Source organism: Trebonia kvetii (assembly GCF_007827045.1).
Taxonomy (GTDB): Bacteria; Actinomycetota; Actinomycetes; order Streptosporangiales; family Streptosporangiaceae; genus Trebonia; species Trebonia kvetii.
In genome coordinates, this window is sequence record NZ_RPFW01000008.1 from 1 (window position 1) to 18,567 (window position 18,567).

General features: G+C 70.9%; 19 protein-coding genes and 1 rRNA gene. 12 read left to right on the top strand and 8 right to left on the bottom strand.

Annotated features, from left to right (window positions below; all coding sequences use genetic code 11):
* Nucleotides 1-7: 7 nt before the first annotated feature.
* The 3 genes from rrf to EAS64_RS34715 all read left to right on the top strand — a co-directional run bounded on the left by rrf (nt 8) and on the right by EAS64_RS34715 (nt 3,501).
* Nucleotides 8-124, top strand: a 5S ribosomal RNA gene (rrf, locus tag EAS64_RS34710).
* A 292-nt stretch (nt 125-416) separates the two neighbouring features.
* Nucleotides 417-2,969 carry a tetratricopeptide repeat protein gene (locus EAS64_RS44100; protein ID WP_187366390.1) on the top strand — a complete coding sequence of 851 codons (2,553 nt, stop codon included), beginning with the start codon at nt 417-419 and terminating at the stop codon, nt 2,967-2,969.
* Nucleotides 2,970-3,135: 166 nt separating this feature from the next.
* Nucleotides 3,136-3,501: an STAS domain-containing protein gene (locus EAS64_RS34715; RefSeq protein ID WP_281283369.1), complete on the top strand. Its 366-nt coding sequence runs from the start codon at nt 3,136-3,138 to the stop codon at nt 3,499-3,501.
* 32 nt (nt 3,502-3,533) lie between these two features.
* On the opposite strand, the gene EAS64_RS34720 is transcribed toward EAS64_RS34715, so the two are convergent.
* On the bottom strand, nt 3,534-4,919 hold the full coding sequence (locus tag EAS64_RS34720) for a DUF1015 family protein (protein WP_145860059.1): 1,386 nt from the start codon (nt 4,917-4,919) through the stop codon (nt 3,534-3,536).
* A gap of 3 nt (nt 4,920-4,922) precedes the next feature.
* Here EAS64_RS34720 and EAS64_RS34725 point away from each other — a divergent pair, with 3 nt between their 5' ends.
* The 5 genes from EAS64_RS34725 to EAS64_RS34745 all read left to right on the top strand — a co-directional run bounded on the left by EAS64_RS34725 (nt 4,923) and on the right by EAS64_RS34745 (nt 9,160).
* Nucleotides 4,923-5,465 carry a tetratricopeptide repeat protein gene (locus tag EAS64_RS34725; RefSeq protein ID WP_145860061.1) on the top strand — a complete coding sequence of 181 codons (543 nt, stop codon included), beginning with the start codon at nt 4,923-4,925 and terminating at the stop codon, nt 5,463-5,465.
* A 10-nt stretch (nt 5,466-5,475) separates the two neighbouring features.
* The gene (locus tag EAS64_RS34730) at nt 5,476-6,492 is read left to right on the top strand and encodes an HAD-IIA family hydrolase (RefSeq protein ID WP_145860063.1); all 1,017 of its coding nucleotides are present in this window, start codon (nt 5,476-5,478) and stop codon (nt 6,490-6,492) included.
* A gap of 185 nt (nt 6,493-6,677) precedes the next feature.
* Nucleotides 6,678-7,094: a cysteine dioxygenase gene (locus EAS64_RS34735; protein WP_145860065.1), complete on the top strand. Its 417-nt coding sequence runs from the start codon at nt 6,678-6,680 to the stop codon at nt 7,092-7,094.
* 177 nt (nt 7,095-7,271) lie between these two features.
* Nucleotides 7,272-8,216, top strand: coding sequence for an ABC transporter ATP-binding protein (locus EAS64_RS34740; protein ID WP_145860067.1), 945 nt, complete (start codon nt 7,272-7,274; stop codon nt 8,214-8,216).
* Between the two features lie 11 nt (nt 8,217-8,227).
* Nucleotides 8,228-9,160: an ABC transporter permease gene (locus EAS64_RS34745; protein ID WP_145860069.1), complete on the top strand. Its 933-nt coding sequence runs from the start codon at nt 8,228-8,230 to the stop codon at nt 9,158-9,160.
* Between the two features lie 162 nt (nt 9,161-9,322).
* Here the strand turns inward: EAS64_RS34745 and EAS64_RS34750 are convergent, their stop codons facing one another.
* On the bottom strand, nt 9,323-9,973 hold the full coding sequence (locus tag EAS64_RS34750; protein ID WP_246116006.1) for an HAD family hydrolase: 651 nt from the start codon (nt 9,971-9,973) through the stop codon (nt 9,323-9,325).
* 82 nt (nt 9,974-10,055) lie between these two features.
* Here EAS64_RS34750 and EAS64_RS44105 point away from each other — a divergent pair, with 82 nt between their 5' ends.
* The gene (locus tag EAS64_RS44105; protein ID WP_187366391.1) at nt 10,056-10,199 is read left to right on the top strand and encodes a hypothetical protein; all 144 of its coding nucleotides are present in this window, start codon (nt 10,056-10,058) and stop codon (nt 10,197-10,199) included.
* Here EAS64_RS44105 and EAS64_RS34755 read toward each other — a convergent pair.
* The 3 genes from EAS64_RS34755 to map form a co-directional block, all read right to left on the bottom strand.
* Nucleotides 10,196-12,043 (bottom strand): serine/threonine-protein kinase, encoded by a 1,848-nt coding sequence (locus tag EAS64_RS34755; protein ID WP_187366392.1) that lies wholly within the window; start codon nt 12,041-12,043, stop codon nt 10,196-10,198. The two genes, EAS64_RS44105 and EAS64_RS34755, sit on opposite strands and share 4 nt — an antisense overlap.
* Nucleotides 12,044-12,100: 57 nt before the next feature.
* On the bottom strand, nt 12,101-13,777 hold the full coding sequence (locus EAS64_RS34760) for a serine/threonine-protein kinase (RefSeq protein WP_145860073.1): 1,677 nt from the start codon (nt 13,775-13,777) through the stop codon (nt 12,101-12,103).
* A gap of 125 nt (nt 13,778-13,902) precedes the next feature.
* On the bottom strand, nt 13,903-14,751 hold the full coding sequence (gene map, locus EAS64_RS34765) for a type I methionyl aminopeptidase (RefSeq protein WP_145860075.1): 849 nt from the start codon (nt 14,749-14,751) through the stop codon (nt 13,903-13,905).
* 20 nt (nt 14,752-14,771) lie between these two features.
* Between map and EAS64_RS34770 the strand changes: the two genes are divergently transcribed.
* From EAS64_RS34770 to EAS64_RS34780, 3 genes are all read left to right on the top strand, one after another.
* Nucleotides 14,772-14,951 carry a hypothetical protein gene (locus tag EAS64_RS34770; protein ID WP_145860077.1) on the top strand — a complete coding sequence of 60 codons (180 nt, stop codon included), beginning with the start codon at nt 14,772-14,774 and terminating at the stop codon, nt 14,949-14,951.
* An 89-nt stretch (nt 14,952-15,040) separates the two neighbouring features.
* Entirely contained in the window at nt 15,041-15,967 is a 927-nt protein-coding gene (locus EAS64_RS34775; RefSeq protein WP_187366393.1) for a heavy metal-binding domain-containing protein, read from the top strand.
* A gap of 24 nt (nt 15,968-15,991) precedes the next feature.
* Entirely contained in the window at nt 15,992-16,834 is an 843-nt protein-coding gene (locus EAS64_RS34780; protein WP_187366394.1) for a heavy metal-binding domain-containing protein, read from the top strand.
* On the opposite strand, the gene EAS64_RS34785 is transcribed toward EAS64_RS34780, so the two are convergent.
* From EAS64_RS34785 to EAS64_RS34795, 3 genes are all read right to left on the bottom strand, one after another.
* A complete protein-coding gene (locus tag EAS64_RS34785) occupies nt 16,794-17,291 on the bottom strand; it encodes an NUDIX domain-containing protein (RefSeq protein WP_145860081.1) in 498 nt (165 codons plus the stop codon). The genes EAS64_RS34780 and EAS64_RS34785 overlap by 41 nt on opposite strands.
* Nucleotides 17,292-17,361: 70 nt before the next feature.
* Nucleotides 17,362-17,943, bottom strand: coding sequence for a hypothetical protein (locus EAS64_RS34790; protein ID WP_187366395.1), 582 nt, complete (start codon nt 17,941-17,943; stop codon nt 17,362-17,364).
* A gap of 111 nt (nt 17,944-18,054) precedes the next feature.
* Nucleotides 18,055-18,420: a VOC family protein gene (locus EAS64_RS34795; protein ID WP_246116007.1), complete on the bottom strand. Its 366-nt coding sequence runs from the start codon at nt 18,418-18,420 to the stop codon at nt 18,055-18,057.
* Nucleotides 18,421-18,567: the final 147 nt, after the last annotated feature.

Below are 18,567 nucleotides of genomic sequence, written 5' to 3' on the forward strand. Positions count from 1 at the left end.
ATAGAGTTGCGGCGGCCATAGCGAAAGGGAAACACCCGGTCCCATCCCGAACCCGGAAGTTAAGCCTTTCAGCGCCGATGGTACTGCGAGGGAGGCCTCGCGGGAGAGTAGGACACCGCCGGAACATACTTCCCTAAGAGGGCCGAACCTATTGCAGGATCGGCCCTCTTAGCTGTTTTTCACGAGTTGGTTGTTTTACCGGCTCTACGCCATCGGCATCGATGCGCAACCGCGCACTGGCGCCGTTCACGGCGCGGGCGATCGCGCGCACTCAGCACGAGTGCACGGCAGACGCCCCCGTGAACCGATGGCAGCGGCGATCCGCGCTTGGCTGAAGACGCGAGGCGGGTCGGCGGCGGATTGCCGGGTGCTGATGCCTGAGCGTACGGGCCAGCACGTAGGGTGAAGGATTAAGTGTGCAGGAGGTTGGGATAGTGGCCGAGGACGGCAATGCGCCACAGCGTGGCGACAGCAACGGAGGTTCGCGCTCCGGGAGTGGCGCTGGGCGTGGCTCCGGCGGTGCGGGACGCTCCGGCTACGGCCGTCCCGGAGGCCAGGGCGGGCGTGATGGCGGCTACCGGCGCGACGGCGAGTCGCGCGGCGGCTACGGCGCCGGCCGGTCTTCTTCTGGTGCCAGGGGCGGGTATGACCGCGGTCCCTCCCGTTCCGGTGACAACGCGGGAGACCGCCGTCCGCGCTGGGAACGCGACGGTGAATCCGGCCGCGGTTCCGAGCGTGACAGCGGCCGCCCGGCCAGCGGTGGTAACCAGAGTGGCGGTTACCGCGGCGGCGGCAGTCGCGGGCCTGCGAGCGGGCCGTCGCGGCCATACCGGCGCGACGACGCCGGTTCCGGCGGCTACCGCGGCGATGATCGCGGGCCGCGCCGTGAGGGCGGCTATGGCGACCGTCCCGGCCGTTCCTCCTACGGCGACCGTCCGGGCGGCGACCGTCCCGGCTACGGCAACCGTTCCTCGTCCGGCAGCCAGCGCGACAGCGGTGGCGGCGAGCGCGACGGCGGCTACCGCCCGCCGCGCAGGGACGTCGGCGGCGACGGCGGCCGCGGCTATGACCGTGGACCCAGCGGCGCCCGCCCACGTTCCGATGGCGGCTTCCGCGGCGGTGACCGGCCGCAGTCTCGCGGACCGCGACGTGACTTCGGCTCGGGCGAGCGCGGTTACGACCGCGGCCCAGGCGGCAACCGCGGTGATCGTCCGTCCTACGGCGGCGGCGCCGGCCGCTCGGACAGCGGTTTCCGCGGCGGTGACCGTCCGTCCTACGGCGGCGGCGCCGGCCGCTCGGACAGCGGTTTCCGCGGCGGTGACCGTCCGTCCTACGGCGGCGGCGCCGGCCGCTCCGACGGCGGCTTCCGCGGTGGTGACCGCCCGCAGTCCCGAGGTCCGCGGCGTGACTTCGGCTCGGCCGAGCGCGGCGAGCGCGCCGAGCGCGGCTTCGACCGCCGCCCTGGCGGAGACCGCGACGGCGGCAGGCCGTACGGCGGCGACCGCGACGGCGCGAGGTCGTACGGCGGCGGCGACCGCAGGCCCTCCGGTGACCGGCCGCCCTATCAGGGGGACCGCGACGGAGGCGCACGCGGCGGCGGCTACCGCGGCCGTGATGACGCAGGTCGCGACGGCGGCGACCGCAGGCCGGGCGGCTACCGCTCAGGCCAGGACGGCCCCGCCCGCTCTGACCGGCCCTCCTACGGCCGCTCCGACAGCCGTTCCGGCGGCGCGGGCACGGACCGCCCGGCTCGCGGCCACGGCTTCAGCAGGGCCATGTCGGACAGGATCGGCGGCGCGTTCCCCGATGACCGGCAGGCCAGGTCGCCGCGTCCAGGCGGCACCGGCGCCCGCGGCACGTCCACGGGTGCGGGCAGGACTGGCGCTGGCAGGCCATCCGGCTACGGAGCAAGGCCTGGCGGCGACCGGGGACGGCCCGAGGGGTACCGGGACGACAGGCGAAGCGGCGGCATGTCCGACGCGCCTCGCATTCCGGACAGCGTCACCGACGATCAGCTGTCGCGTGAGGTAAAGGACGAGCTCGGCAGCCTTTCTGCGGACCGGGCGAGCATCGTCGGCAGGTACATGGTCGCCGCCGAGCTGGCCACCGACCCCGAGCAGGCGTACCGGTACGCGCAGGCCGCGCGGAAGATGGCAACCCGCATCGGCCTGGTCCGCGAGGTGTCGGGCATCGCCGCCTACCGGACCGGACGCTGGGCGGAGGCCCTGTCCGAACTGCAGGCCGGCCGCAGGATGACTGGGCGCAACGACTACCTGCCGCTGATGGCGGACTCCGAGCGCGGCCTCGGCCGCCTCGACCGCGCTCTCGACCTGGTGCACAGCGCCGAGGCCAAGCGGCTGCCGCGCGCCGCCCAGATCGAGCTGCGCATCGTCGAGTCCGGCATCCGCCGCGACCAGGGCCTCGCCGACGCCGCGGTCCTCGCCCTCCAGGTACCCGAGCTGACCGACGGCAAGCAGCGCCCCTGGTCCGCTCGCCTCTTCTACGCCTACGGTGAGGCCCTCATCGCCGCGGGCCGCGCCGAGGCCGCGAGGGAAGCCTTCTCCCGCGCGGTCGTCGCCGACGAGGATGAGGAAACCGACGCTCTCGCCCGCCTGGACGAACTGGACGGCATCTCCGTCCAGGATCTGGAAGAAGACGACGAGGACGAAGAGACCCTCGGCGACGACGAGGACGAGGACGAAGAAGACGAAGAGGACCTCGACGACGCCGCCGACGACCTCGCGGATGAAGACGACGAGGATGAAGACGACGAGGACGACCTAGACCTCGACGACGAGTCCGACGACCTAGAAGACGAGGACGAGGACGAGGACGAGGACGGCGAGGACGACCTTGACCTCGACGATGAGGCCGACCTCGACGACGAAGACGACGACCTGGACGACGAGGCGGACAACGACCTAGACGCCAAGCCCGACCCCGAGGGCGAGTCCCCCGCCCACGAGTGAGTAGCCGCGCGCGTCGCCGTAGACCACGCGCGCGCCGGCCTCAGCGGGGTAGGGTCGGCCAGGTGCGTAGCCGGCCATCCTTGCGTCAGCCTGGAATCTGCGGTCGTAGCGATGCCGCTACGCATCGGGCTATTGTCCCAACCAAGAGAGGGGACAGGACATGGAGCTGACGCTGAAGGTGGACCCGGAGGACCATGGGTTCACTGTCATCGCGGTGAGCGGCGAAATCGACGTCTACACCGCCCCCAAGCTGCGTGAACGGCTGATCGGGCTGGTCGAGGCCGGCAGCTACCAGCTGATCGTGGACATGGAGGGAGTCGAGTTCCTCGACTCGACCGGCCTCGGCGTCCTCGTCGGCGGGCTCAAGCGGGTCCGCGCCCACGATGGCTGGATCGACCTCGTCTGCACCCAGGGCCGCATCCTGCGCATCTTCCGCATCACCGGCCTGAACAAGGTGTTCAGCATCCACGACTCGGTGGCCGACGCCGTGACGGCGCACACGCAGCCGGGCCCCGACGACACCCAGGAATAACCAGATCATCCCGGCTTCGCCCGTTCCCGTCGCTACTCGTCGAAGCTGCGCAGCACAAGGCCGGTGCGCGGCTTCGGGCCGAATGACGTGGACTTGCGCGGCACCTTCTCCCCGCGCGCCGCGATGTCCATCACCGCTGCGAGCGGCATCGGGTTGCAGATGACCGCGGTGCCGCCAGAGCTGGCCGCCATCTTGATCGCCTCGTCCGCGTCGTGCGAGATGAGCACGTCACGGTCGTTGTCCTTGATCGACCAGAGGCCGGCCAGCAGCAGTTCCTGCATGACGGAGGCGTCGAGTGCCTGCCACCGCGGTGACGCCGCCGGCGGCATGGCGGAAGCGAGCCGCTCCCGGTCGGGCTCGGTCAGCAGCCACCGGCCGTCCCGGCCGGCCAGCAGGAAGGCCGTCCCCGCCGCGCCAGCGGCCGTCAGGCGATCCAGTGCCGTCTCCGCGGTCACCGGAGTGACCGTGAACGCCTCCGCGGCGAGCCGGGCCGCCTCGGCCGGGTCGAGCCGCGGCAGCACCCGGTGGATGGGGCCGAGGCGCAGCGGGTAGGCGTCCGCGTCCACCAGGTAGGCCAGCCCGTAGTCCCACGGCCCGTCGCCCGCGCCGCCGTCGCGCATCTCCGCGCGCAACTCGCTGTAGGCGGCGTAGCGGTGATGCCCGTCGGCGATGAGCGCGCTGCGCCCGGCGAGATCGGTTTCGATGGCCGCCTGTGCGTCCGGGTCGGTCAGCGCCCACAGCCGGTGCGTCACGCCGTCCTCGGTCACCGCGACGGCGAGCGGTGGCCTGCCGTCCGCGATCTCGTCCACTATGCGCGAGGCGGGCCCGGCGGTGCCCCCGTGCCCGCCGGCGCCCGCCCTCTCGGTCTTGCCAGCACCAGTCAGGCCATTCCCGTCGGCCTCGCTGACACTGCCCCCACCGTTATAGACGAGCAAAATGGGCTCAAGGTTGCTCCTGGTCGCCTTCATCAGTTCCCGCCGCCCGGCGACGGGCCCCGGCATGACGCCCTCGTGCGGCAGCACCGCGCCCGTGCCCACCCTGACCAGCCCGATAAGCCCGCGCTGCACCCAGTCAGTGCCGCGCTGCTCGTACACGTAGAGCGCCGGCGCGTCGTCGGCGGCGAGCGCACCGACCGTCATCCAGTCGGCGAGTCGCGCCGCGGCGAGCAGCCCGGCGTCCCGCGCCGAGGGCTCGCCTGAAGAGATCGACCGGGCAGGCAGGATCAGCCGGACAACGTTGTACGGAGAGTCGGCGAGCAACCGCTCCAGGGTCTCGGGGCCAATCACGTCGTACGGTGGTGATGTGACGTTTGCGAGTCCCCCTACCCGGGATAGGTCATAACGGACGCCGCGAAACGGCGCGAGGACGAGTCCCGCGCCGTAAGCGGAGTCACCGCCGGACGGAAAGTGGGTCTGCACACCATGTCTGAAGTACCAAGCGGCAGCTGGGATTCCCCCCGCAGAGAAAACTTCTCCACGGAACCCCGCGAGCGGCGTGAATCACGGGACTCCCGCGACACAAGGGAGCAGCGCGGACCCCGCGAGCCGCGCGATCCCTACGGGGACGAACCGGGCAGCCCGGATCCCGCCGTGGTGCACGGCTGGTACACCACGGGCCTGGACCTGCTCGGCAAGGGCAGCCCCGCCGCGGCGGCGCAGGTGCTGCAGCGAGCCGCGAACGCCGAGCCGGCCTCCCGCAGCGTCCGCGAGGCGCTGGCCAGGGCGCAGTTCGACACCGGACAGTACAGCGCCGCGGCGGAGAACTTCCGGGTGATCGTCGAGGCGAGCCCGACCGACGACTACGCCCACTTCGGGCTCGGGCTGTCGCTGGCGCGGGCCGGGGAGCACGAGGCCGCCGCCGAGTACCTGGCGCTGGCCGCCGCGATGCGCCCCGACCGCAAGCACTACACCGACGCGCTGCGCCAGGTCCGGGCCACGCTCAAGTTCCGCCGCCTGGACACGTAGGCTTACGCCCGTGCCGAAAACGCTCGCCGAAGCCTACGACGTCCTTCTCTTCGACCTCGACGGGGTCGTCTACATCGGCGGGACCGCCATCCACGGCGCGCCAGCGGCGCTAAAGCAGGCCAAGCGGGCGGGTGCGCACGTCGCCTACGTGACCAACAACGCCTCCCGCACCCCGGCGGCGGTCGCCGAGCTGCTCGACGGCATGGGTGCCCCCGTCACCGAGGCCGACGTGGTCACCTCCGCCCAGGCCGCGGCCCGGCTGCTCGCGGATAAGCTGCCGCCCAAGTCGAAGGTCCTCGTCATCGGGGCCACCGCGCTGCGGCTCGCGATCAGGGAGCGCGGCCTCGTCCCCGTCTCCAGCGCCAGCGAAAACCCGGCGGCGGTCGTCCAGGGCTACGGGCCGGGCATCGACTACACCAGGCTCGCCGAGGGCGGCATCGCGGTGCGCGCGGGCGCCCTGTTTGTCGCGACCAACACCGACTCGACGCTGCCGGGGCCGCGCGGCACCCAGCCGGGCAACGGCTCGCTCGTCAAGGTCATCGAGAACGCCACCGGCGTCACGCCGCTCGTCGCTGGCAAGCCGGAGCCGCCGCTGCACCGCGAGTCGGTGATCCGCACCGGCGCGAAGCGCCCGCTGGTGATCGGCGACCGGCTGGACACCGACATCGAGGCCGCGTTCAACGCCGGCGCCGACAGCCTCCTGGTGCTCACCGGCGTGGACAACCCGCGCACCGCCACGCTCGCGCCCAAGCACCGCAGGCCAACCTACATCGCGGAGAACCTCGACGCGCTGCTGCGGCCCTACCCCGAGGTCACGACGGAGGCGCGGGCCGCGACCTGCGCCGACTGGACCGCGACAGCGGGCGATGACGGCACGCTGACCCTGAAGGGCGACGGCGAGCCGATCGACGGCCTGCGTGCCCTCACCGCCGCCGCCTGGGCAGAACATGACGCAGCGGGCGGCCTTGACGCCGCCCAGATCGCGAAGGCGCTGGACACGCTGGCCGCCGCGGGCCTGCGGATTTGACAACGGCGCGTGATTAGGGTGTGATGGCCCGCATGTCAGCACGTCACATGAGCCACATGGCCATGTCGTGCTGCCCGAAGACGAGCAGCCTCTCGACGGTGGGCTGCTGTCATTTCTCGTGTTGTCGCTGACCCCGCATTCTCAGCCGGAGTCACTAATACAGCCGACACGCGAAGGAACCGTCGTTGAACACCGACCTTTCGGTCGCTCCTGAGATCGCTCAGCTCGCCGCCCCCTTGCTTCCCTTCCAGCAGGCCGCCGCCGCGCCGCGCACCGACGGCAGGATCGCCGGCGACCTCGCCGCCCTGGCCGCCACCCCGCAGCGCTGGTGGGACCTGGTCCGCTTCGACCCGGCCGGCCCGGTCCGCATTCCGGTGCCTGGCGCGCCGGGCGCCTGGCTGCTCGTCCTGCCGCCGGACACCGCGGCGGACTGCGACTGCGCGCAGGCCACCGCGCTGGCCGGCGAGGCGGTCGAGCTTGCCGCGGACGGCGCAGCCCGCCCGCTGCGCCCCGGCCGCGTCCGGGTGCACGGCACCACCGCGCCGCACCGGCTGCGCGCCGCCGGTCCTGGCTACTCGGTCACGCTGCATACCGCGCGTTAGCCGGCCGCGACCGCCCTCAGCGTATTCTCAGGGCTGATGCGGCACTCTCTGCGCGCGGCCGCCGCTTCCGCGGGACTAACCCCGCAGGAGTACTCCGCAAATCATCACCGCGGGTGACGCGCACGTCGGCGGCCCCGAGCAGACTTGGGAACGACCAATAGAGAGGATCGATTTCCCATGATCGAGGTACGGGGCCTCACGAAGCGATACGGCGAGAAGATCGCCGTCAACGGGCTGACCTTCGGGATTGAACCGGGCAAGGTCACCGGCTTCCTGGGGCCGAACGGTGCGGGCAAGACCACGACGATGCGCTGCATCCTCGGGCTCGACTACCCGAACGAGGGCACGGTGACCATTGACGGCAAGGCGTACCAGGACGCCGCGTACCCGATGCGAGAGGTCGGGGCGCTGCTCGAGGCGAAGGCGGTGCACGGGGGCCGCTCCGCCTACAACCACCTGCTGTGCCTGGCGCAGACCAACAGCCTGCCGAAGCGGCGGGTCGGCGAGGTGCTTGAGCTTGTCGGACTGACCGAGGTGGCGAAGAAGCGGTCCAAGGGCTTCTCGCTCGGCATGAGCCAGCGGCTCGGCATCGCGGCGACCATGCTCGGCGACCCCAAGGTGCTGATGTTCGACGAGCCGGTCAACGGTCTCGACCCTGAGGGCATCGTGTGGATCAGGAACCTGATGAAGGCCCTGGCGGCCGAGGGCCGCACGGTCTTCGTGTCCAGCCACCTGATGTCGGAGATGGAGAACACCGCCGACCACCTGATCGTGATCGGCCGCGGCAAGCTGATCGCTGACTGCACGATGCAGGAGTTCGTCGCCGGGGCGTCCGGCGCCTCCGTGCGGGTCCGCACGCCGTCGACCGACCAGCTCGTGCGCGTGGTCTCCGCCAAGGGCGCCACCGCCAGCATCGACGACGATGGCGCCATCGAGGTGCGCGGCATGACCACCGAGGAGATCGGCGACCTGGCCTTCGGCGAGGGCATCAGGCTGCACGAGCTGACCACGATCCGCGCCTCGCTTGAAGAGGCGTTCATGGAGCTGACCGCGGACAGCGTGGAGTACCACGCCGACGCGCCCGGTCACCAGGCGACCACGACGATCGGAAGCGGGGTCTGACCGTGGCGACCATGACAACCTCCGACGTGCGGCTGTCCGCACTCCCTCCGGCTAGCGGTCAGGCGGGGCTGCGCGGCGTGATCGCCTCGGAGTTCACCAAGATCCGCTCGGTCCGTTCCACCTACTTCACGATCGCGGCGCTGGTCGTCGTCAGCGTCGGCATCGCGACGCTCATCGGCTTCGGCATCTCGCAGACCATCCACAACCAGCCCTGGCAGAAGGCGGGCACGGACGGCACCCAGAGCATCCTGATCCCGTTCTTCGAGCTGGGCCAGCTGATCATCGCGGTGGTCGGCGCGATGGCCATCACGTCCGAGTACTCAACGGGGATGATCCGCACCTCGCTGACGGCGATGCCGCGGCGTGGCACCGTCTACCTCGGCAAGCTGATCGTGCTCACCTCGCTGACGTTCATCGTCTCCCTGGTGACCTCGTTCCTCGCATTCTTCGCCGGCTCGGCGACGCTGGCAGGATCGGGCGTGGGCGGGTCGCTGTTCCACTCGGTCACGGTCCCGAGGGACGTCAACATGAGTCCGCCTACGGGCAATCAGGGCGGGCCGCCCAACTACACGTTCATCGGCCACGAGGTCATCACCCAGGGCCACGTGCTCACCGCGATCGTCGGCTCGGCGCTGTTCGTCACCGTGGTGGCGCTGATCGCCTTCGGCCTCGGCGCGATCATCCGGCACACCGCCGGCGCGATCACCTCCGCGATCGGCCTGATGTTCGTGCTGTCGATCATCGTCCAGATCCTGCCGGACAGCTGGCGCTGGGAGATCGTCCGGTTCATGCCCGACGCGGCGGGCCGGGTCATCTCGGTGACGCTGCCGCAGAGGGACAATATGCACCTATGGTCGACGTGGCCGCAGTTCCTTGTGACGGTGATCTGGATGCTGGTCTTCGTCGGCGTCGGCGGCTACCTGTTCCGCAAGCGCGACGCGTAACCGTGTTACACGCAAGTCAAAATCAAAAGCTATGAGGTGACTGGGGTCCAGGAGGATTCCCGCCGGCACTCCTACGGAAGGCCGGCGGAAACCCCCCTCGGACCCCAGTCCGTTTCCAGGGCTGAACCTCAAGGCGTGTCACAGCGGTTAGCGGCCGCGGCATCAGAGGGCGGCTATCTTCTCTGCACTAAGCGCGGTGAGCGAGTCAAGCGTGATACTGGCCAGCTTCAATGCGTCGGCTGCCGGCGGGTACTCGGGACGCGGGACCGCGATGACCGTGCAGCCGGCGGCCGCGGCGGAGCGCAGGCCGTTGGTGGAGTCTTCGATGGCGGCACAGGAGGCCGCGGGCCTCCCCAGGCGGGCGGTCGCTTCCAGGTAGACGTCGGGGGCGGGCTTGCCGCGGGGGACCTCTTCGCTCGACACCGCGGCGGCGAACGCGGGGCGCATGCCGGATGCGTCGAGAACGGCCTCGATGAGCGACTTGGGCGCGGAACTCGCGACCGCGAGCGGCCAGCGACTCGCCAGGGCGAACACGGCGTCGACCGCGCCGGGCAGCAGCGGCAGGTGGACCTGGTACTCCTCTTTCATGGCCGCGATGACCCGCTCGGCGATCTCGGCGGGCGGGAGCGGAATGCCGAAGTCCTCGCTTATGTAGGCGGACCACTCGGCGGTGGACATGCCCATCATCCTGTCCTGCGCGTCGTCGGCCCAGCGCCCGCCGTGCGCGGCGGTGAACGCCCGCCTGACCCGCTCCCACACCGGCTCGGAGTCGACGAGCACCCCGTCCATGTCGAAAACGACCGCTTCGATCACGCCGCCTCCACCGCTCGCTGAACCCGCCACGACTGTCTTCACCCGGCATTATCCCTAGGAGCGGGCCAGGCACGCGCTGACGGTGCTGCGCGGCCGCCGCGACCGGGTCCGGCTCGACCCTGACGACCCGCTGGCTGTCCTCGCCGCGGTCATCGCGGAGGCCAGGGGCCGCTACCCTCTCGGGCCGCAGCGCCGCACGATTCTCGCCAGGCTCAGCCTGGACTAGAAGTAGACATACCCGGCATCGTTGCCTGAGGACATGATGTTGCCGCCGTAGCGAGCCCACTCGGGCTGCACCGTCCACTGGCCGTCGGCGGGGACCGTCGTGATCGTGAAGTTGCAGGTCAACGTCGCGCATACCGGCGAGTAATAGGTGCCGCTCACGTTGCCGGCGGCGTCTTCGAGCAGCAGGATGATCTGCTCGTGCCAGGCCGTCACCGTCACGCCAAGAATGCCGTGCAGGGCCAGTTTCCCGTTGTGCACGCGGATGCACGCCTTGAGCGTCTGACCGGTGACCTTGCCCGTCGCCAGCGTGGCGGGTGCCGCCGTACCGCACTGCCAGGCGGTGTCGGCCGGACCCGTGGGTGACGGCGTGGCCGAGGGGGAGACCGACGGCGAAGGCGTGGCGGACGCTGACGTGGACGACGACGGTGCCGGGGCGATCGACGAGGTGGCCGACGGCGGCGGGGTGGGGGTGCGGCTTCGCGTCGGCGTCGCGGTGCCGGACTGCCCTGGCCGCTGGCCGCGGTGGGTCGCCGGGGCCGTCCCCGGCGTCGCGGTGCCGCCTTGCGTGGCCGTTCCCGCCGAGGCGGTGGCGGACCGGCCTGGGCTCGCGGACTGCCCGGCCGGGCTCACCGAGCCGGTCACGGTGCTGGCGACGCCCGGCGCGGCCTTCGCATGCTTCCCAGACGACAGGCTGACCGCGAACGCGATGACCGCGATGATGCCGGTCGCCGCGGCGAGCAGTACGACAGCCCAGCCGAACCAGAAACCGCTGCGGCGCGGCGGCCGCGGACCGCTCGCCCCGCCGCCGGGCGGCAGGAGATCGCTGGCGTGCACGGTAGCGTCGGTCGGCCCCGCCTCCGTCGGCCTCGCCTCCAACGGCACCGCCACCATCGGCGGCGCCGCGATGGCCAGCACAGCGCCGGCCGGATCCGCGACAGCGCCGCGGCCGGATTCGAGCGCTGCCTCCCTGGGCAGAGTGTCGAGGTCCCACGCGGCGGAAAGGCCCGGCCAGGCGGCGGACGACCGCGAGTTTCCCGGTGCCGTCGGCGTCCACGCCGCACCGCGCAGCGCTTGCTCGAGTTCGGCGGCGCGGGGCCTGCGGCCGGGGTCCTTATCCAGGCAGGCGGCGATCACCTGCCAGGCGGCGTCGGAAATGCCGTCCGGGCGTTCCGCCGTCAGGTGCAGATGGCCGTGCATCACCGCCGCGGGCACGCCGGTGAACGGCGGATGCCCGGCGAGCAATTCGTACAGCGTGACGCCGACGGCGTAGCAGTCGCAGGCGGGGGTGGGCTCTTCCCCCCGGATCACCTCGGGCGCCAGGTAGTGCAGGGTGCCGAGGAAGACGCCCTCGGTGGTGAGGGCCGCCTCGCCGGTGACGAGGGCGATGCCGAAGTCGGTCAGCCGCACCTGGCCGCCGTCGAGCAGGATGTTCGCTGGCTTGAGGTCGCGGTGCACGATGCCCGCGGCGTGCGCCGCGGCGAGCGCGGCACAGACCTGCGCCATGAGTTCCGTCGCCTCGGCCGCGTCCAGCGCCCCGCCGCGCCGCTTGCGGCGCGTGGCCAGGTCGCCGTCGGCGACAAGGTCCATCACCAGGGCGAGTTGGTCGCCTTCGACGATCATGTCGTGCAGAACGACCACGTTCTGGTGCCTGAAGCGGACCAGCGCCGTCCGCTCGCGCACGAACCTGGCAACGGTCGCCGGATCCTGAGCGTGTTCGGGGCGCAGCAGCTTGATCGCGTAGGCGGTCTCCGTTACGGTGTCGCGGCCCCGCCAGACGACCCCGAGGCTGCCTTCGCCGATCCGCTCCTCAAGCTGGTAGTGGCTGCCCAGGCGCAGGGGAGTCATATCGTGTGATGGTAGGGGAAAAGGGACGGCAGCCATGCCGACTTGCCCTTTTCGGAATTAAAAGTCGACGTAACCGGGCTCGTTGCCTGAGGACTGGAAATTGCCCGCTTTGGCCCATTCGGGCAGGACGGTCCATTCGCCGCTCGACGGCACCAGCGACGTGCTGAAGGTGCACGCGGAGGCGATGCAGACCGGCGAGGTGTAGCTGCCGTCGTTGTGCTGCGAGCTGTCCTCGAGCACCAGGATGATCTGCTCGTGCCACCCGGCCTTGGTGCCGTTGAGCGTGCCGCGCAGGTCCAGCTTCCCGTCGCCTATCCGGATGCACGCCTGGAGCGTCTGGCCGGTGGCCTTGCCTGACCCCGACATCGTGGCGGCGGCGACTGTCCCGCATTGCCAGGGCGTGTCGGCGGGCGTGGTGGGAGTCGCGGTGGGCGTGCCGGAGGCAGGCGGCGTCGCCGTGACTGGTGGCGACGCCGGTGCGGTCGTCGGCGGTGCGGAACTCGTCGCGGTGGCGCCGGTACTTTCTGGCGACGGCCGCAGGGTGTGCCCGGGCGGTGTGCCCGGATGCGTGCTGGCCGGCGCTGTGCTGCCGGGCTGCGGGCTCGGCCCGCCGAGATCGGCGCCGGGAATCCTGCCGAGAGCGACCGTGCCCCCTGGGGTCACCTGTTCCGTCACGGTGACGGCGGGCGCCGCGGCGGGGTGCGCCGGCCCGAGCGACCGGCTGACTGCCAGCGCGATCACGGCCACCGCGGCGAGCATCGCGAGCGCACCGAAGGCCAGGCGGCCACGGTTCCTGCGACGGCGCGGTACCCGCGACTCGACCGTGACCGGATCGGCGGCGAGCACCCCGGGGCCGGTGTTCTCCTGCTCCCAGACCGCGGCGGGATCGGTCCACGGCAAGGAGTCCGACGTGTCCCCGCCGACGGAACTGATTGCCCGCCAGGGGTCTGTGCGCAGCGCCAGCTCAAGTTCGGTCGCGTTCGGACGGCGGCGCGGGTCCTTGTCGAGGCAGGCGGCGATCAGCCGCCAGGAGGAGTCGGGGATGCCCTCCGGGCGCTCAGGCGTCAGGTACAGGTGCCCGTGCATGACCGCGGCTGCCTGTCCGGTGAACGGCAGATCGCCGGCGAGCAGCTCGTAGAGGGTGACGCCGACGGCGTAGCAGTCACAGGCGGGCGTCGGCTCGTCCCCCTGGATCACCTCGGGCGCCAGGTAGTGCAGCGTGCCGAGGAAGACGCCCTCGCTCGTCAGTGACGGCTCGCCGGCGATCTGGGCGATGCCGAAGTCGGTCAGCCTCACCCGGCCACTGTCGAGCAGGATGTTGGCGGGCTTGAGGTCGCGGTGCACGATGCCCGCGGCGTGCGCGGTGGCGAGCGCGTTGCAGACCTGCGCCATGAGCTCCGTCGCCTCCGACGGATCGAGCGTCCCGCCGCACCGCTGGCGGTGCGCCGCCAGGTCGCCGTCCGCGACCAGGTCCATCACCAGGGCGAGCCGGTCGCCCTCCACGATCATGTCATGCAGCGCTACCACGTTCGGGTGCCTGAAGCGGAGCAGCACGGTCCGTTCGCGCATGAACCTGGCCACTGCCGCTTCGTCTCGCGCGTGCTCAGGGCGCAGCAGCTTGATCGCGAAGCCGGCCCCGGTCACGATGTCGCTGCCTCGCCAGACAACGCCAAGGCCGCCCTCGCCCATCCGCTCCTCGAGCTGGTAGCGGCTGCCCAGCCGCAAGGGGGTCATATCGGGTGATGGTAGGCCAGATAACAACGTTTAACGGGCCTGTTACATCTTTTTTGCGACAAAGTGCTAGCGGACTGTAGCCAATAAGGCCTGAAATGCCCGGCTTTGATAGCTTTCGTAGGCTCTTACGGCAGGGTCAGGATCTCGTGACCGTCCTCGGTGACGAGGATCGTGTGCTCGAACTGCGCGGTGCGCTTGTGGTCCCGCGTGACCGCCGTCCAGCCGTCGGGCCAGATGTCGTAGCTGATGACCCCGAGCGTGAGCATCGGCTCGATGGTGAAGGTCATGCCTGCTTCCATGGTCACCGTGGACGACGGGTCGTCGTAGTGCGGGACGACGAGCCCGGAGTGGAAGGTCGTGCCGATCCCGTGCCCGGTGAAGTCGCGCACCACCCCGTAGCCGAACCGCTTGGCGTAGGACTCGATTACCCGCCCGACGGCGTTCAGCGGCCTGCCAGGCGCCACGGCGCGGATGCCGCGCATCATCGCCTCCTTCGTCCGCTCGACGAGCAGTCGCGAGTCCTCCGCCACGTCGCCGGCCAGGAAGGTGGCGTTGGTGTCGCCGTGCACACCGCCGATGTAGGCCGTGATGTCCACGTTCACGATGTCGCCGTCGCCGATCACCGTGTCGTCGGGTATGCCGTGGCAGATCACCTCGTTCAGCGAGGTGCACAGCGACTTCGGGTAGCCGCGGTAGCCGAGCGTCGACGGGTAGGCCCCGTGCGAGACAAGGAACTCGTGCCCCACGGCATCCAGGTGGTCCGTGGTGACGCCGGGCCGCACGTGCCGCCCGACCTCCTCGAGCGCCTGCGCCGCGAGCCGGCAGGCGATCCGCATCCGCGCGATCGTGTCCGCGTCTTTCACGTCGGACTCGCCGAGCGTGGGCGCCTTCTTGCCCACGTACTCGGGACGCGGGATGTTCGCGGGAACCTGCCGGGCCGGAGACAGCCGGCCCGGGTGGAGCACAGTGGCCATGTTTTGCGAGTCTAGTAGGCATGGCGAACTCCGACGAGCACGACCAATGGTGGTTCTGTACCAGGCACATGCGGGTCGAGCCCGCTGACACCCCCTGCCCCGGCAAGGATCTCCTCGGCCCCTACGCGACGAAGGAGGAGGCGTCCCACGCGCTCGACAAGGTCAAGGAGCGCAACGAGGCCTGGGACAAACAGGATTAGGCAGTCCCTCGCGGTCCGCATGGACGCCGGCACGACCGATGCGGTATCCATGCGGCCGCCCGGGCGCAAACCGGGCTACGCTAGTGCCTGTGAGCAATGACTTGCCGCCGGCCGCGGAAGCCAGGATGGCCGAGATCAGGAGCAGCGGCACCTGGGGCTCTGCGCTCACCGCCGACGAATTCGCCGCCGTCCGTTCGGCCGGCTTCGAGCCGGCCGGCCAGGTACTCGGCGCGGCTGTCTACAACATCGGCTACACCGGCGGCTACGGCTGCCCGGGCGCGTGGGGCGGTTACTCCTACGCCTGGGCGCCCGCCACGACGCGGACCCAGGTGTCGAGCAGGGGCGGCTACGGCTCGTTCGGCCCGCTGGTCAACACGATGTACGAGGCGCGCCGCAAGGCCATCAGCCGGATGGTCGCCGAGTGCACCGAGCTCGGCGGGCACGGGGTGGTCGGCGTGCGGCTCACCATCGGGTCGTTCCCGTCGGGCGGTCTCGAGTTCAAGGCGATAGGCACCGCGATCCGCGCGCCTGGCGCGCGGCCGCTGCGCCACCCGTTCACCTCCGACCTGTCCGGGCAGGACTTCGCCAAGCTGGTGCACAGCGGCTGGATGGCTGCCGGGCTCGTCCTCGGCATCTCGATCGCCGCCAGGCACGACGACTGGCGCACCGTCGGCCAGACCCGCTGGTCGGCGGGGAACGCCGAGGTCACCGGCTGGACCGAGCTGGTCAACGACGCCAGGCACGACGCGCGCCAGCAACTCGCAGCCGATGTCAAGCGCCTCGGCGGGGAGGGCGTCGTCATCGCGGACATGGACATGCGGGTCCGCGAGCGCGAGTGTCCCGCCCAGGAGGGCGGCCGCGACCACGTGATCGAGGCGGTCAACATCGGTACCGCGATCGTGCGATTCACAAGCAGTCATTCCGAACGGGATCGGCAGACTCCGCTCGCCATCATGTCTCTCGACCCGCAGCGGCGTCAGGCGGCGCGGGTCGATATCGGCCAAAACAGGCGCTAGTGCACGGAAGATAAGAGGACGTCGATGACCAACCAGCAGGTCGACCTGGGCGCGGCGGGCGTACCGCAGGACGCGATCAAGCGGCTCGCCGAGCTGCAGCCGGGCAAGGCGGGGTCGATCTTCACGTCCGACCTTTCGGTGAACGAGTTCCTGCTTGTCCGCGAGGTGGGCTTCCGGCCGCTCGGGCTCGTGCTCGGCTCGTCGATCTACCACGTCGGCCTGCAGATCGGCCGCTGGGGCAAGAACCAGGAGCTCAACGTCCTGTCCCAGGCGATGTACCACGCGCGGGAGCTGGCGATGACCCGGATGGAGGCCGAGGCGGACGCGCTCGGCGCTGACGGCATCGTCGGCGTGCGCCTCGACGTGGAGATGAAGGAGTTCGGCGCGGACATCGCCGAGTTCATCGCGATCGGCACCGCTGTGAAGGCCGATCCTGGCGCGGGCGGCGGCGGGGTGTCGAACTGGCGCAACAACAAGCGCCAGCCGTTCACCTCCGACCTGTCAGGACAGGACTTCTGGACCCTGATCAGGGCAGGCTACGCGCCGCTCGGCATGGTCATGGGCTCGTGCGTGTACCACATCGCGCACCAGCGGATGGGGTCGGTGCTCGGCAACATCGGGCGGAACGTGGAGATCGAGCAGTTCACCCAGGCCCTGTACGACGCCCGCGAGCTCGCGATGAGCCGGATGCAGGCCGAGGCAGAGGAACTGCACGCCGAGGGCATCGTCGGGGTGCAGCTTCGCCAGCACTCGCACACCTGGGGCTCGCACACCACGGAGTTCTTCGCCATCGGCACCGCGGTGCGGCCGCTGCGCGAGGACCATGTCATCGAGCGCCCGACGATGGTCCTGTCCCTGGACGCCTGAGCCATCCGGTCGCGGTCAGCAGCGCGCGGGTGAACCGGCTCAGCGGGATGGACTCTAGTTCCTCCGGCGTGAACCAGGCGATCTCGCTCAGCTCGCCGTCGGCCGGGGCGGGGTCCCCGTCGGTGATCTCCGCCTCGTAGACGGCGGGGATGTAAGCGACGCGGTCGCCGTTCGGGTAGCTGATCTCGTAGTCAGGGCCGCCGAGCACGTCGATCAGCCGTACCAGCCGGATGGCGACGCCGATCTCCTCCCGCGCTTCCCTGACAGCCGCCTCAGCGGGTGACTCGCCGGGATCGACCGCGCCGCCCACCGTGCCCCAGCCGTCGCTGTGCCCCGTGTGCCACGCAAGCAATAGCCGCCCCCGGTCATCGACTGGCAGCACAGTGACGCACGGCAGCACAAGGAGCTCGTGCCCGACGGCCGCACGCAGCCGGGCAACGTGCGGCGATATCCCCATGCGCGCCACCCTACGCTGGCACGCGCCGGGCATCGGGGCCTGCGACCGCTCACTGCGCGGGATGGATCCGCTAGGCGGTCGGGCCGGCGACCGTGTCCAGGAGGCGGGCAATCCTGGCGCGCAGCCCGTCGCGACCACGCGCGGTGCGGCCACGCGCGCCCGCGGCGGCGGAGACGAGGTGCTGGCCCGCGTCGAAGGACAGCGATTCGGGTACCGCGAGGGCCTCGTGGGCCAGGGCGTCGAGTTCCGGGTCGTCGCTGTCGAGCGCGAGGATGGTGGCGCCGGTCTTCCGCGCGTCGCTGACCCGCTCGAGCAGCGGCGCCGGCGCGGTGTCCTCCGCGACCACGAACAGCGTCTCGCCGCGCCTCGCGGCCTCCAGGCGGGCAAGCCCGACCGACAGGTGCGCCGGCGCGCCCGGGGGCGGGGCCCAGCGGATGAGGGTCGGTGCCAGTTCCGCGATGCCAGACAGCCGGGACTCGTCGTCCAGGTGCGCCGTCACGTGCCATGGCTCGAAGTCCGGCGTGCCGACGACGAGCAGCCCGCCCGCCGACCGCGGTGTCGTGCGCAGGGCGCGGCCGAGCACGCGCGCCCGTTCCAGCCAGCCGGAACCGGCCATCAACGCACGGAGCGTAGCGACCTGGTCTGCGTCCACGTACCCAGCATGGGGCCAACGCCGCCGATATGCACCCCAACGGAAAACCCCGCCCCGAGCCGAACCGGATAACAGCAAGAAGCGGCCCGCTGTCTTCCTGGTTGGCTTCTGTTACTGGTCGGCCTGCTGGAACTCCACCCGGTTGCCGAAGGGGTCGTGGGCGTGGAACCGCCGGACGCCGGGAATCTCGCCGTCCGCGCGGACGCAGGCGCGGCCCGCCGCGGTCAGCGCGGCCTCGAGCGCGTCGAGCTCCTCAACGAGCAGCGCGGGATGCGCCTTGCGGGCCGGGCTGAATGGCTCCTCGACGCCCAGGTGCAGCACAGCGCTTCCCGACGCGAACCAGCAGCCGCCCCGTGGCGCGAGCGCCGCGGGCTTGGGCAGTTCGGTCATCCCGAGCAGCCCGGCGTAGAAGGCCCGCGCCTCCGCCTCACGGCCGCACGGCATCGCCAGCTGGACATGATCGAATCCGGTGATCAACGCCCCTCCTAAGCAAGATGTCTCGATATCAAGATAGTCGCTATCAAGGCAGATAGGAAGACGGAAAACGGCGGCGCGGCCACGGCTACCGGCGACGCGCGGCGCCGGCGCGTGCGGGCGGATGAGAGTATCGGAGGCGATGAGATC

What these genes read in the sequence shown, in the direction of transcription:
- EAS64_RS34725 (WP_145860061.1), top strand. Translation starts at nt 4,923, where the DNA reads ATGTCTGAAGTACCAAGCGGCAGCTGGGATTCCCCCCGCAGAGAAAAC.
- EAS64_RS34740 (WP_145860067.1), top strand. Translation starts at nt 7,272, where the DNA reads ATGATCGAGGTACGGGGCCTCACGAAGCGATACGGCGAGAAGATCGCC.
- EAS64_RS34745 (WP_145860069.1), top strand. Translation starts at nt 8,228, where the DNA reads ATGACAACCTCCGACGTGCGGCTGTCCGCACTCCCTCCGGCTAGCGGT.
- EAS64_RS34755 (WP_187366392.1), bottom strand. Translation starts at nt 12,043, where the DNA reads ATGACTCCCCTGCGCCTGGGCAGCCACTACCAGCTTGAGGAGCGGATC.
- EAS64_RS34760 (WP_145860073.1), bottom strand. Translation starts at nt 13,777, where the DNA reads ATGACCCCCTTGCGGCTGGGCAGCCGCTACCAGCTCGAGGAGCGGATG.
- map (WP_145860075.1), bottom strand. Translation starts at nt 14,751, where the DNA reads ATGGCCACTGTGCTCCACCCGGGCCGGCTGTCTCCGGCCCGGCAGGTT.
- EAS64_RS34770 (WP_145860077.1), top strand. Translation starts at nt 14,772, where the DNA reads ATGGCGAACTCCGACGAGCACGACCAATGGTGGTTCTGTACCAGGCAC.
- EAS64_RS34780 (WP_187366394.1), top strand. Translation starts at nt 15,992, where the DNA reads ATGACCAACCAGCAGGTCGACCTGGGCGCGGCGGGCGTACCGCAGGAC.
- EAS64_RS34785 (WP_145860081.1), bottom strand. Translation starts at nt 17,291, where the DNA reads ATGGGGATATCGCCGCACGTTGCCCGGCTGCGTGCGGCCGTCGGGCAC.